The following is a 14,140-nucleotide window of genomic DNA, read 5'->3' as shown; positions in this document are numbered from 1 at the left end:
TGATGATTATTAAATTATAATGGCATTAGTTAATTTTGGAAATACAATTTACTAAAGATTTTTACTTTTAAAACCAACACGTTAAATAAAAAATACCGATGATAACATCGGTATTTTATAACACTTAATTTTAAATTGATAGACTAAGCTTCACAGCTAGCACAATCTTTCTTTTGTTTAAATTTTTGTGCAGCATTCATACTATGCTGGTAGTAAAGCGATTTTAATCCTAATTTCCATGCTGTAACATGTATTTTATTAATCTCTTTTACTGGCATATCTGGATGAATAATGATATTAACAGACTGTCCTTGATCAATATGATTTTGACGGTTTGCTGCTTGATAAATAATATCCATTTGGTCTATTTCAGAATAAGTTTTAAAAACATCTTTTTCTAATTCTGATAAGAAATCTAAATGCTGTACAGATCCGTCGTTATCTCTAATACTTCTCCATACTTCGGTTGTATTTTTACCTTTAGATTCTAATAAATCTTCTAAATAAGAGTTTTTTATAGTGGTTTTAATCTTAGCGATATCTTTTACATAAATATTTGACCAAATTGGCTCAATACCTTGTGATACTTGCCCTAAGATAAATGCAGAAGATGTTGTTGGTGCTACCGCATTTAAGGTTGCATTACGTCTTCCGTAACCTTTTAATACTTTTGGTTCTCCAAATTTTTCTGCTAACTCTTCTGAAGCTTTGTAAGATTTATCTTTAATTACTTTAAAGATCTCACTGTTTAAACTAAAAGCTTCTTGACTGTTAAATGGTAACATTTTAGATTGTAATAACGAGTGCCATCCTAATACACCTAAACCTAAAGAACGGTTTTCTTTAGCAAAGTTGTAGGCGCGCTCCATAAACATAAATGTTTGTCTGTCATCACGATTAGGAGAGTCTCTGTATACTTCTAATTTTTCAACAAATTCAGTAATAACTGCATCTAAGAAGTATACCATAGTTTCTACTGCATCTGTATCTTTCCATTTATCATAGTGTAACACATTTACAGAAGATAATACACATACAAAAGACCAGTCGTCATTTGATGGTAACATAATTTCTGTACATAAATTACTTGCATAGATTGGTAATTTTTTGTCTTGATAAACATCTGCTGCGTTGTTATTAGCATTATCTGTAAAGAAGATGTAAGGGTAACCCATTTCACCTCTACGTTGTAATACTTTTGCCCATGTGCTACGCTTGTCTACATCACCATCTATCATTTCTTGCATCCATTGGTTGGTAACAGTTACACCATGTGTTAACTCTTGTATTGGGTTACCTTCTGTACCAATTTCTAAAAATTCATTAATATCTGGATGCTCTATTGGTAAGTATGGCGAAAAACGTCCACGTCTTACTGACCCTTGACTAACAACATCTACCATAGATTCAAATAACTGCATGATATGTACTGCTCCAGAAGCATAACCATTGTTTTTTACTTCTGATCCACGATGTCTTATTTTTCCAAAGTAACCAGAGGTACCTCCTCCTAATTTTGACATCATTCCTACTTCTGATTGTGAGTAAAGTATGTTACCCATATCATCATCAACATGCGATCCAAAACAGCTAATTGGTAAACCTCTTTCTTTTCCAAAGTTTGACCATACTGGTGATGCTAAAGAAAAGTATCCTTCTGACATGTAGTTATAAAACTTATCAGAATAACCAGGTATTTGTAAAATTTGTTCTGCTCTATCTGCTATTTCTCTTATACGCTGTTCTGCGCTTACGCCTTCAGTTAAGTATCCTGCTGCTAAAAACTGTCTACTATGATCTGTTAACCATTTAAATCCTCCTGTTCCAGAAGTTTTTATTTGGTTTAACGACTTTTTTCTTGCATCAATTAATGGATTAGCTTCCGTTTGTTTTTCTTGGTTTGGAACTTCCTGGGTCTGGTTTTTATTTTGTTCTATCATTTAAAAAAGGTCATCACTGGTTATACTTTGGGTTCTTTTACTATAGTTTATAGAGCGCTTTACAAAAAAGTCGCCATGTTTGGTTCCGATAATTTCATCATCAAACCATTCTGTTTCTGCTAGTAGTTTTTCGTCTACTTCAAATATTTTATCAATACCTATGCTTTCTAAGGAGTTGTTAAATCTGTTTTTTATAAACTCATTAACCACTGCTTTTGGTAAAAAGTCAATTTCTCCTTTTTCAAAAATCCAGTCTACTATTTTGCTTTCAGACTCAAAAGACTCAAGACACATATCTTTTATCATTTGCTCGTACGCTGCATCAAACCATTCTGGATTTTCGTCTTTTATAATTTTTATAATATCAATTCCAAAATCTCCGTGTATTTGCTCTTCTTTAGAAGTTGCTTCTACCACGTTAGATATTCCTTTTAATACGTTTTTATGCTTGTTAAACGCCATGATAATTAAGAACTGCGAGAATAAAGACACGTGTTCTATAAACAATGAAAATAACAAGATAGACTCTGCATATTCTTGATTATCTTCACTTTTTGCGTTTTTTAGTGCAGTTTCAAGATACTGCACACGCTTCATAATCACAGGTTTTTTCTTTAAGGTTTTAAACTCATTGTTTAATCCTAAAATTTCTAATAAATGTGAGTATGCATCATGATGTCTTACTTCACTTTCAGCAAATGTTGCGCCTACAGATCCAATTTCTGGTTTTGGCATACGGTGATAAATATCTCCCCAAAACGATTTTACTGCAACTTCTATTTGAGAAATAGCTAACATTGTATTTTTAATCGCACTACGCTCTACTTCATTCAAACCTGCTTTAAAATCCTGAATATCGCTTGTAAAGTTAAACTCTGTGTGTATCCAATATGAGTGTCTTATTGCTGGAACATATTCGTATAATTGTGGATACTCGTATGGTTTAAGATTTATACGTTTTTCAAAGATATTTGTCTTACGTTTTCTGGCTTGTTCATCTCTATATAATATGTAGGCTTTTGCTACATCTAAAAAATGACTTTCCATTAAAGCATTTTCTACTGCATCTTGAACAGTTTCTACCGTAGGAATGTAATTTGGGTCATTCTCTTTATGCTTTAAAAGGCTAGTTTCTACTAGTTGAGATACACGCTCTGCATCTTCTAAACTCCCGTGTTCTAAAGCGGTCATCGCTTTTAGAATCGCATTGGTAATCTTACTAAGCTGAAAAGGTACAGTCGTAAAATCCCTCTTGATAATGTGATTAATTTGCATAATGGTAATTGATTTTTTTTTGTCTTAAAAGGATTATAAAATTGCGATTTTATTTCGAGCGTATTCAAAAAATACCATTTAGTTTTTCCACATAATTATCAACAATTGGTTATCCCTTACTATTACTGAAATGATAAAAATTCACTGTTAATTTTTTGTGAAAAAAACTTAAAAACCGAAGTTTTTATCGGCAAATTTTAAGGGTAACAAAACGCTAGATAGGTCATTTTTGACTTTTGAAGTTGAAATAATTTACGCTGTTTTGCTTAGCTTATTTTTTAAAAATTAACATTCTATTATCATTATAAAATATGACACCTTTTAAGCATTAGCTAATTTTGCAAGATGCAAAACTCTAACCCTGCTTTTAAGAACGAATTTGTAGCATTAATGGCATCTTTAATGTCTATTGTTGCTTTAACCATAGATGCATTATTACCTGCTTTACCTAACATTGCCGAAGATTTAAACATTACAGATCCTAATAGTACACAATGGTTAATTACCATGATATTTTTAGGGATTGGTTTTGGGCAGTTAATATTTGGACCGTTGTCTGATAGTTACGGTCGTAAACCTATTGTTTACATAGGCTTTTTTATTTTTATTATTTCTAGTATTATTTGTGTTACTACAAAAAACTTCGAAATGATGTTGTTTGCTAGAGTATTACAAGGTGTTGGGTTGTCTGCACCTAGGACAATATCTATTGCTATGGTTAGAGACTCTTTTAGTGGCGATTTTATGGCAAAACTGCTATCTGTAATTGTTATGTTTTTTATTCTGGTACCTGTTATAGCTCCTACTTTTGGTCAAATACTATTAGAATGGTTTGATTGGCGTGCTATTTTTAATGCTAATCTTATATTTGGATCTGTTGTTATGTTATGGTTTTGGAAACGTCAACCAGAAACATTAGATAAAAGTAAACGTATTAAATTTTCTCCTAGCATTTTTATTTCTGGCACAAAGGAGTTTTTTAAACACAAAGAAGCAGTAGCTTTTACTTTGACCTCTGGTTTTATTACTGGATCTTTTATGGTTTATTTAAGCACTTCACAACAGATTTATCAAGATCAATATAATTTAGGCGAATTGTTTCCTTACTTTTTTGCTAGTACTGCCTTGTCTATTGGATTGTCTACCTTTACTAATAGTAGATTGGTTATGCGTTTTGGGTCGCGTAACATTGCATTTTATGCTACTGTTGCCTACTTTTTAATCTCTATTTTATATGTCATTTTATTTATATCTGGAAACAACCCAAGTATCGGAGTTTTAATTTCTTTTTTCTTAATTCAGTTTTTTGCTGTTGGGTTTATTTTTGGTAATTACCGCTCTTTAGCAATGGAGCCTTTAGGACATATTGCCGGTATTGGTGCAGCAATTAACGGGTTTATATCTACAGTTATGGCGGTACCAATTGCTAACTACATTGGTAGTTTTGTACACACATCTGTACTTCCGTTATTTATAGGGTTTTCTGTATTTGGTTTACTATCGTTAATAACCTTTTATGTACTAAAATACAGTACCCAAAGAAAATTAGTTTAATAAATTTATTACAATATTTTCTACTGAAGAAATTATATACTGTACACCTATTGATATAACAATAAAACCAATAATTCTTGATAAAGCATTAATACCAGACGCGCCTAAAAACTTTACTATAAAATGTGCACTTTTAAGTATTAAATATATTGAAATGGTAACAAGTAGTACTGCAGATAGGATTATTAAAACGTCTTTAGTTAATGTATACTCTTGATTGTAGGTTATTAATAAAGATATTGTTCCTGGTCCTGCTAACATTGGTATTGCTAAAGGCGTTAAGCTAATAGCGTCTCTATTATTAATATCTTCTTGTACACGTTTACGCTTCATACCTTTATGCTCTCTAAATTTACCTGTTAACAAAGCAAAACCTGAAGAGGTTATAATTAATCCTCCTGCTATTTTTAGCGCATTTAATGTAATACCAAAAAACGATAATATATATTGTCCTGCAAAAAAGGATAAAAACAGAATAATTAACACATCTAAAGCAGTCCAAAACGCAATTTTAGCTCGTTCTTTTTTAGAGTGTTCTTGCGTTAATCCCACAAAAACAGGTACAGTCCCTAAAGGATTAATAATAGAGAATAAAGCGCCAAAAGCAATTAAAAATAAGTCCATTGTTTTTTCTGCAAATTCACTCTATTTTTTAATGGCTTAAGTTATCTTAAACTTAAATCATCTTTAAAAGTAGGTTAACTACAAAAAGCTATAATTCAGATACAAAAACCTAAAAATAAACAAGTTAAACCCGTTTTTACAATTACTTAACTTAGTAACAGTAGCATAAAATTTAATTAATCTAAGCATTAATTTAAGTTAACTTATAAAGAATAATGTCAGAGTAGTTTTGTTCAAAATCAAATTTTAAACAACCCAAAAATGAACACATTTAAACAACTATTTTTACAATTTAGCTTAGTAGCTGCTGTTGGAAGCTCTTTCTTGGCTTGTGATGGCGAAGATGGATTAAACGGTCAAGACGGACAAGATGGTCAAGACTTTACGCCTACAGAAACCATTTTTTCTAACAAATCTTCTTTAAACCCTTTAGTAGTTATTAGCCCTAATTTTAGTAACGTAAATGCGTACTCTTTAATTAGCTCTACAGACGTATTATCTAACGGTTTCCGTTTAGTTGGTGCTCAAGATGGTGCTGGATTTTTAAAAGATGGAGACGAATATATTTATGTTGTCAATGCGGAAGATGATTATAGCGTATCTAGAATTCGTTTTGATCAATACATGAATCCTATACAAGGTGAATGGTTACTTAACGCTGGTGTTGCAGATTATGCGAGACAATGTTCTGGTACTATGTGGGAAGCAGCTGTACATGGTGGATCTCAAGATTTATTCTTATCGGCTTCAGAAAGTATTTCTTACGATGTTAAAGGTATTGACCCTTGGATAGAAACTCCTACGCCTACTGCAGATTTTGGATTAGATGCTTTAGGTGAATTCTCATGGGAAAACGCTGTACCATTACCTCAAAATACTTATGCTGGTAAAACTGTAATTATTGGTGGTGATGATGACTCTAGCGGATCTGAAGGTCAAGTAACTATGTACTTATCAGAAAACGGTGATGCCGATTTAGATAATGGTAAAATTTACGTATTAAGATTTAAGCAAATTTCTAACGGATCTGGTGGCGTACAAGACGTAGCTGCTAACACTGTATATAACGAAGGTGACTTAGATTTTGGTATGACTTACGATGTAGAGTTTGTAGAAATTGTTAACGGTGCTAGCTTAACTAAAAACGAAATGGAAACGGCTTGCTCTAACGTATACGCCTCTCAATTTATGCGTGTAGAAGATGTAGACTACCAAAAAGGAAGTGATGATAACGGACGTAACGTATACTTTGCTGTTACAGGTCGTGGTCCAGGACAAGGTACTTACAACGATTGGGGAACCGTTTATAAATTACAATTAGATGCAGACAATCCATTACAAGGTCAATTAACACAAATTGTTAGTGGTAATACAGATACTAACAATATGGATGGAAATTTATCTACCCTACAAAGTCCTGATAACATTTGTGTTACAGAAAACTATGTATATATTCAAGAAGATCCAAACTCTTTTAGCCGTAACCATGCTGCAAGAATCTACCAAACAGATCTAAATGGTAGCAACCCATTAGCTGTATTAGATTTAAAAATTGAAGCTAATTTAGAACCTAACGGAAGTGATGCATTTTCTGGTGAATTTGGTGCATTAATTGACATCTCTGATAAAATAGGAGAACCAGATACTTTTATACTTAATCTACAACCACATTACTGGAAAAGCAGTGATTTTGTGTCTAATAACTTACCTCATAACCAAGGTGGACAAATTGTGTTGTTAAAAGGATTACCAAGATAAACTATCTCTTTTTTTTTAATCCTAAATGAATCTTCACGTCTTGTGAAGATTCATTTTTATTATTTATATCATTTTTAGATGAAAACACTTATTCAACTTTCTATTCTTACTACTCTACTTTTTATTGCTTGTAAACAGAAAAGCAATAGCGCAACTACAGCAATGAAAACTGTAGATGTTATTACATGGCAAAAAGCTCAAACGTATTATATCCAACATATGGATAAAGCCATAAACTATCTTGACAGCTTAAAACAAGCTGGTGTTAATGGTACAAAATCTAAATACTATTTTGCCAAAGCAAGAGAAGCTTTTAAAATTGCCGAACCCTTTGCATCTTACCTTAATCCAGAAGTTGGTCATCGTACCAACGGTCCTGCTTTACCTGTTTATAAAGAAGACACTGGTAAAATATTATATCCTATAGGTCTTCAAAAAATTGAAGAAAGTGTATACGAACAAGACATTACAGATAATGACTTTAATCAAGAAATTAAAATCACACAAGGATTAATGCTAGTTTTAAAAGGCGATATGACCAAACGTCAACTTACACCTCAACGCTTTTTTAGAGCCACACATCAGCAGTTGTTTAGACTAGTTAGTTTAGCTATTTCTGGTTTTGATACACCTGTTAGTCATCTAGGTATTAAAGAAACTGCAACGTCTTTAAATAGCTTGTATAAAGTGTATGAGTTTACCCTTCAACCTAGTATAATAAAAAAAGATGCGCTTTTAGATCAACAATTTAAAAACAACATCGAAAACGCAATACAGTACGTTAAAAACAATACCAATTTTGATACGTTTGATCGTTTTACTTTTACAAGAGATTACCTTAATCCTATTACTACGCAATGGGTAAATATTCGTAAAACTGCAGATATTTGGGAACCTACAACTACAGATCCTTTCAATTTTGATGCTCCTACTTTTTTTGAAAATAACAGCTTTAATCTTAATCATTTTACTGCTGTTAATAATCGTAATCCTTCTAAAGCTCAAATTGACTTAGGTAAAAAGTTGTTTTTTGATCCTAACCTATCGGCTAATCACAATATGGCTTGCGTAACTTGTCATTCTCCAAATAAAGGATATGCAGACGGATTAAAAACCAGTTTTGATAACAATGGTAAACCTTTAGATCGTAATACACCAACCTTAATTAATAGTGCCTTTCAGCGTAGCTTTTTTTGGGATGGACGCTCAGAAACGATGATAGAACAAATAGCTTCTGTGTTTTTAAACGAAAAGGAATTTAATACCAATGTACATCAGTTTTCAAAAGACATTCTTAAAGATTCCTCTTACATAAAAGCATTTAAAGCTGCATATGGAAAAATTCCGAAGAAAAATACAGAGGTTATAAAAGCGCTTTCATCTTATATTTCAACTTTAAATAGTTTTAACTCTAGATTTGATCAAAATATTAGAGGAGAAATTAATGATTTTACAGATCAAGAACGCTTAGGTTATAATCTATTTATGGGAAAAGCATTGTGTGCTACCTGCCATTTTATGCCTTTAACTAATGGAACTGTACCTCCATTTTTTTCAGAAACAGAAAAAGAAGTTATTGGTGTTCCTAAAACTGCTGCAAATAAAGAAAATGATGACGATTTAGGGTTTTATTTTAAGTATAAAGAAAACTTGCACAAAGGGATGTTTAAAACACCAACCGTGCGTAATGTATCATTAACAGCACCTTATATGCATAACGGTGTTTATGATAGTTTAGAACAAGTCATGGATTTTTATAATCGTGGTGGTGGCGGCGGACTAGGTTTTGATTTACCTCATCAAACCTTACCTTATGATAAGCTTAACCTAACAACAGAAGAGCAACAAGCTATTATTGCTTATTTAAAGACTTTAACTAGCGTACCAGAAGAGGATTATTAAATTTAAGTGATTAATGATTTAGAGATTGCTTCGTCCATTCGTCCTCGAAATGACAACTCATATGTCATTCCGATGTTTACTTAGTTCTTCACTGAATTGTCATACTGAGCCTGTCGAAGTATTATCGAAGTACTTAGTTAAATTTAGGAAGAACTGAACGAATCTCAATAGTCATTAGCAAGCTATATATAATTAGCACATTATAAACCCAATACAACATTCAGCATTTATTTTTTCTATAAATTAGTAAGATGAATAAAAACACAATTGCTGAACGTATACTAGATTTCCTTAAAGGTTTTCCTCCTTTTGATGCGTTAACTTATGAGCAATTAATAACTATATCTTCTCAAGTTAAAGTATTATATGTAGAGCCTAACTATTTTGTTTTTAAACAAGGAACTAGTATAAAAGATGAATTTTACGTGGTAAAAAATGGTGCAATTGGTGTATATCATGAAAACAAATTAGTAGATCAATGTGATGAAGGTGATATTTTTGGCTTACGTGCCTTAATACGTAAAGATCAATATTTTTTAGATGCTAAAGCTATAGAAGAAAGTATCGTTTACAGTATCTCTTCTACCTTATTGCAAGACATTATTATTAGTAATCCAAAAGCTAACCAATTTATCATGGCTAGTTTTGCAACTAATACGCGTAACCCATACGCAAAAGACGATAAAGGTACTTTATTAGGTCACCTTGAGTTTTTAAAACCTGATGCTTCAGGTTTTACAGAAGCACAATCTGCTATATATTCTAAAAATCCCATATGCTGTTCACCAGAAACCAGTATCAAAGAGGCATCTTTAACCATGAAAGAGCACAATGTAGGTTCTATTGTAATTACTAAAAATCAAAAACCTATAGGTATAATTACTGATAAAGACTTACGTAATCAAATTGCTACCGGGATTAACCATATAGACCAACCTGTAACAGCAATTATGTCTTCACCTGTATTATCGTTTTCACCAACAATCACGGTTGCCGAAGCTCAAATAGCCACCTTAAAACATCAAATTTCACACTTATGTATTACCGAAGACGGTACTGATCAGTCTAAAATTATAGGCATGTTATCAGAGCATGATATAATTGTTGTTCATGGTAATAACCCAGCAGTATTAATTAAAGAAATTAAACGTGCAAAAAACACAGAAAGTTTAAAGTATATTAGAGAAAAAGCACAAACGTTACTTAAAAATTATTTAGACCAAAGTTTACCTATGGTGTTTACCGCTAATATTATTTCTGCAATAAATGATGCGGTAACCAAACAGGTTATTGAGTTAAGTATTATCCAACTTAACCAAAAACTACCTGCCAAATTTGCTTGGTTAGCCATAGGCAGTCAAGGTCGTAAAGAACAACTATTAATGACCGATCAAGACAACGCTTTAGTTTTTAGTGATAAAAATTTACATGAGTCTGAGATTGAAACCGCTAGAGCTTACTTTTTAAAATTAGCTAATACTATAAATGACCAATTACATCATATTGGTTTTGACTATTGTCCTGCCAATATGATGGCACGTAACCCAGAATGGTGTTTAACGTTAACCGAATGGAAAGCAAAATTTAATAACTGGATTACACAACCAACACAAGAAAAGATTTTACTCTGCAATATCTTTTTTGATTACAACCTAGTTTATGGTAACAAAAAACTAGTGCATAAAATGTCTAATAGTATTTTTAAATCTATAGAGCAATATGAAATCTTCCTTAATTTTTTAGCTTTAAATGCACTTAAAAATCCGCCACCACTAAGCTTTTTTAGACAATTTTTAGTAGAAGATTCTGGCGAGCATAAAGACCAATTTGACATTAAAAAAAGAGCAATAATGCCACTAGTAGACGCTGCTAGGTTACTAATACTGTCGCATCACGTTAAAGAGTTTAATAGTACTATTGCACGCTACAAAAAGCTACAAGAGTTAGAGCCTCAAAATACAGATTTATATGATGCCTGCATTAATGCTTTTAAAATTTTACTACGATTTAGAGCAAATCAAGGTCTAAAACATAAAGATTCAGGTCAATTTGTAGATGTAAAAAGTCTAAGCAAATCAGATCGTTTAAAATTAAAAGGCTGCTTTAAACCTGTAAAAGATATTCAAACCTTAGTGCAAGTCCGCTTTAAATTATCGCAAATTATGTAATTATGCTTTGGTTTAAATCAAAAACATATCCCGAATTTTGGAATAGCTATGCCAATAGCTTTAATGAAAAATACAGCCTAGAAGATACACGTTTTGTGGTTTTTGATACCGAAACCACAGGTTTAAATCCTAAACAGGATCGATTATTATCAATAGGTACAGTAACCATCATAAACTTTCAAATTGATGTTGCAGACCAACTAGAGTGCTACATCAAACAAGAACATTTTAATACAAAAACTGTTGAAATACATGGTATTTTAAAAGAAGGATCTCTTCATAAAATAGAAGAAAAGGAAGCTATAAAACACTTTTTAAAACATATTGAAGGTGCTGTTCTTGTAGCGCATCACGTACACTTTGATGTGGCAATGATTAATGAAGCTTTAAAACGCTTAGGCTTACCCAAACTAAAAAATAAAACGGTAGATACCGGCACTTTATACCGCAAAACCAAATATATTAAAACGGATAAGCATTACAGTTTAGACAATTTGTGCAACAAATTTAATATTACCCTGCACGATAGGCATACCGCATCTGGTGATGCTTATTTAACCGCTATCCTGTTTTTAAAACTCTGCGCCTTACTTAAGGCGAAAAATAAAAGACTAACACTAAAGGATGTGTTGAAGAGGTATTAGACTTTACCTTTGTTATTCCGAACGAGGTACGAGGAGGAATCAGACTTGTTGTTTATGATTATTTTTGCGACTTCTCTCTGCGATCGAAGTGACTATAGAAATCCTTTTTTTCTGGTTTAAGTGTAATTTTTGTCTTAGTTAGTCATTAATTAATAGTCATTAAAAACAGATTGCTTCGTCCTGCGTCCTCGCAATGACAATAAAAAAACACCTTCAATGTTGAAGGTGTTTTTGCTTTAATAATCAAATATTTAGTTTGTTAGTTAACATATTTAATTAGAGACTATAAAGCATGATCCATTATATCTTGTACTACTTCTGGGTTTAGTAATGTACTTGTGTCTCCTAGGTTACCAGTGTCTTTACTTGCTATTTTACGTAAAATACGACGCATAATTTTTCCGCTTCGTGTTTTTGGTAATCCATTTGTAAACTGAATTTTATCTAACTTAGCAATTGGTCCTATTTGCTCAGTGATTAATTGGTTAATCTCTTTACGTAAGTTATTATGATCACGTCCTTCGCCTGTTTCTTTTAATGTCACGTAACCGTATAACGCATTTCCTTTAATATCATGAGGGAAACCTACAATTGCAGACTCTGCTACTGCTGGATGCTCATTAATAGCATCTTCTATTGGTGCAGTACCAAGGTTATGACCTGATACGATAATCACATCATCTACACGACCTGTAATACGGTAATACCCTACTTCATCTCTTAATGCGCCATCACCTGTGAAATATTTGTTGTCGTAAGCCGAGAAATACGTATCTTTATATCGTTGATGATTGCCCCAAATAGTACGCGCCATACTTGGCCAAGGGAATTTTATACACAAGCGACCATCTACTTGATTTCCTTTAATTTCTTGTCCGTGTTCATCCATTAATGCTGGTTGAATTCCGATAAAAGGAAGTGTCGCATAGGTTGGTTTTGTAGGTGTTGCAAATGCTATTGGTGTAATCATTATTCCACCAGTTTCAGTTTGCCACCATGTATCTACAATTGGTGCTTTTTTCTTTCCTACGTTATCATCATACCAATGCCAAGCTTCTTCATTAATTGGTTCGCCAACGGTTCCCAATACTTTTAAAGATGATAAATCGTGTTTTTCTAAGTGGTCTACACCTTCTTTTGCTAATGCACGAATAGCTGTTGGTGCTGTATAGAATTGGTTAACCTTATGTTTTTCTACAATATCCCAAAAACGACCAAAGTCTGGGTAACTTGGTACACCTTCAAACATTACGGTTGTAGCACCATTACATAATGGTCCGTAAACAATGTAACTATGTCCTGTAATCCAACCTATATCTGCTGTACACCAATACACATCTTTTTCTCTATATTGAAACACGTTTTTAAACGTGTAAGCTGTATAGACCATATATCCAGCTGTAGTATGCACCATGCCTTTTGGTTTTCCTGTTGATCCTGAAGTATATAAGATGAATAACGGATCTTCTGCATTCATAATTTCTGGCACACAATCGTGATAAGCGTCGTCTAATAAAGGTTGTAACCAATGGTCACGACCGTCTTTCATGTTAATATCGCTATTAATTCGTTTTGCTACCAAAACGCTTTCTATGGAATTACAATCTTCTAACGCTTCATCTACAATGCCTTTTAAATCTATGGTTTTTGCACCACGATACGATCCGTCACTGGTAATAACCATTTTACATTCTGAGTCGTTAATACGCGTTGCTAATGCTGTAGAAGAAAACCCAGCAAAAACTACTGAATGTATCGCACCAATACGTGCACAAGCTAATACTGAAATGGCTAATTCTGGAATCATTGGTAAATAAATACAAACACGATCGCCTTTACCAATGCCTTTATCTTTTAATACATTTGCCATACGACATACACGGTCGTGTAATTGGCGGTATGTGATATGTTCTGCCTCTTCTTTTGGATCGTTAGGTTCGAAAATTATTGCGGTTTTATCGCCTCTTGTGTATAGATGTCTGTCTATGCAATTTTCGGTAATGTTTAGTTGTGCGCCTTCAAACCATTTTACTTCTGGTTTGGAAAAATCCCAACTTAACACATTGTCCCATTTTTTTCGCCATAAAAAATGCTCTTCTGCTATTTCTTCCCAAAACACCTCAGGATTTCTGACTGATTTACGGTAGACTTGGTAATATTCTTCTAAGTGTTTGATATGATAATTACTCATAATTGATATATGTTATTTTAGTTTTGTTTTAATTATAATAGGTCTCGACTGCGCTCGACCAGACATTTTATTTATTTATATTTT

Annotated in this window: 9 protein-coding genes; 5 read left to right on the top strand and 4 right to left on the bottom strand. The window is 32.7% G+C overall.

Annotation, left to right across the window (positions count from 1 at the left end; genetic code table 11):
• Positions 1–143 precede the first annotated feature (143 nt).
• A complete protein-coding gene (locus INR78_RS11305) occupies positions 144–1,940 on the bottom strand; it encodes a ribonucleoside-diphosphate reductase subunit alpha (RefSeq protein ID WP_223076592.1) in 1,797 nt (598 codons plus the stop codon).
• Positions 1,941–3,215 (bottom strand): ribonucleotide-diphosphate reductase subunit beta, encoded by a 1,275-nt coding sequence (locus tag INR78_RS11300; protein WP_027879903.1) that lies wholly within the window; start codon positions 3,213–3,215, stop codon positions 1,941–1,943.
• A 345-nt stretch (positions 3,216–3,560) separates the two neighbouring features.
• On the opposite strand from INR78_RS11300, the gene INR78_RS11295 reads away from it, so the two are divergent.
• On the top strand, positions 3,561–4,769 hold the full coding sequence (locus tag INR78_RS11295) for a multidrug effflux MFS transporter (protein WP_223076591.1): 1,209 nt from the start codon (positions 3,561–3,563) through the stop codon (positions 4,767–4,769).
• On the opposite strand, the gene INR78_RS11290 is transcribed toward INR78_RS11295, so the two are convergent.
• A complete protein-coding gene (locus INR78_RS11290; protein ID WP_223076590.1) occupies positions 4,761–5,393 on the bottom strand; it encodes a MarC family NAAT transporter in 633 nt (210 codons plus the stop codon). The genes INR78_RS11295 and INR78_RS11290 overlap by 9 nt on opposite strands.
• 261 nt (positions 5,394–5,654) lie before the next feature.
• Between INR78_RS11290 and INR78_RS11285 the strand changes: the two genes are divergently transcribed.
• From INR78_RS11285 to INR78_RS11270, 4 genes are all read left to right on the top strand, one after another.
• On the top strand, positions 5,655–7,151 hold the full coding sequence (locus INR78_RS11285) for a PhoX family protein (RefSeq protein ID WP_255593069.1): 1,497 nt from the start codon (positions 5,655–5,657) through the stop codon (positions 7,149–7,151).
• Between the two features lie 78 nt (positions 7,152–7,229).
• Complete coding sequence (locus tag INR78_RS11280) at positions 7,230–9,053, top strand: cytochrome-c peroxidase (RefSeq protein ID WP_223076589.1); 1,824 nt, start codon at positions 7,230–7,232, stop codon at positions 9,051–9,053.
• Positions 9,054–9,304: 251 nt separating this feature from the next.
• Entirely contained in the window at positions 9,305–11,221 is a 1,917-nt protein-coding gene (locus INR78_RS11275) for a DUF294 nucleotidyltransferase-like domain-containing protein (RefSeq protein WP_223076588.1), read from the top strand.
• 2 nt (positions 11,222–11,223) lie between these two features.
• Entirely contained in the window at positions 11,224–11,865 is a 642-nt protein-coding gene (locus INR78_RS11270; RefSeq protein WP_223076587.1) for a PolC-type DNA polymerase III, read from the top strand.
• 283 nt (positions 11,866–12,148) lie between these two features.
• Here the strand turns inward: INR78_RS11270 and acs are convergent, their stop codons facing one another.
• The gene (gene acs, locus INR78_RS11265; protein ID WP_223076586.1) at positions 12,149–14,056 is read right to left on the bottom strand and encodes an acetate--CoA ligase; all 1,908 of its coding nucleotides are present in this window, start codon (positions 14,054–14,056) and stop codon (positions 12,149–12,151) included.
• Positions 14,057–14,140: the final 84 nt, after the last annotated feature.

The organism is Mesoflavibacter sp. SCSIO 43206, assembly GCF_019904215.1.
Lineage (GTDB): Bacteria > Bacteroidota > Bacteroidia > Flavobacteriales > Flavobacteriaceae > Mesoflavibacter > Mesoflavibacter zeaxanthinifaciens.
This window is presented reverse-complemented; position numbering and strand designations above follow the sequence as displayed.

Bases quoted from the DNA above. Each gene is read 5' to 3' on its own strand.
- acs (WP_223076586.1), bottom strand. From the start codon at position 14,056: ATGAGTAATTATCATATCAAACACTTAGAAGAATATTACCAAGTCTAC.
- INR78_RS11290 (WP_223076590.1), bottom strand. From the start codon at position 5,393: ATGGACTTATTTTTAATTGCTTTTGGCGCTTTATTCTCTATTATTAAT.
- INR78_RS11305 (WP_223076592.1), bottom strand. From the start codon at position 1,940: ATGATAGAACAAAATAAAAACCAGACCCAGGAAGTTCCAAACCAAGAA.
- INR78_RS11270 (WP_223076587.1), top strand. From the start codon at position 11,224: ATGCTTTGGTTTAAATCAAAAACATATCCCGAATTTTGGAATAGCTAT.
- INR78_RS11275 (WP_223076588.1), top strand. From the start codon at position 9,305: ATGAATAAAAACACAATTGCTGAACGTATACTAGATTTCCTTAAAGGT.
- INR78_RS11300 (WP_027879903.1), bottom strand. From the start codon at position 3,215: ATGCAAATTAATCACATTATCAAGAGGGATTTTACGACTGTACCTTTT.
- INR78_RS11280 (WP_223076589.1), top strand. From the start codon at position 7,230: ATGAAAACACTTATTCAACTTTCTATTCTTACTACTCTACTTTTTATT.
- INR78_RS11285 (WP_255593069.1), top strand. From the start codon at position 5,655: ATGAACACATTTAAACAACTATTTTTACAATTTAGCTTAGTAGCTGCT.
- INR78_RS11295 (WP_223076591.1), top strand. From the start codon at position 3,561: ATGCAAAACTCTAACCCTGCTTTTAAGAACGAATTTGTAGCATTAATG.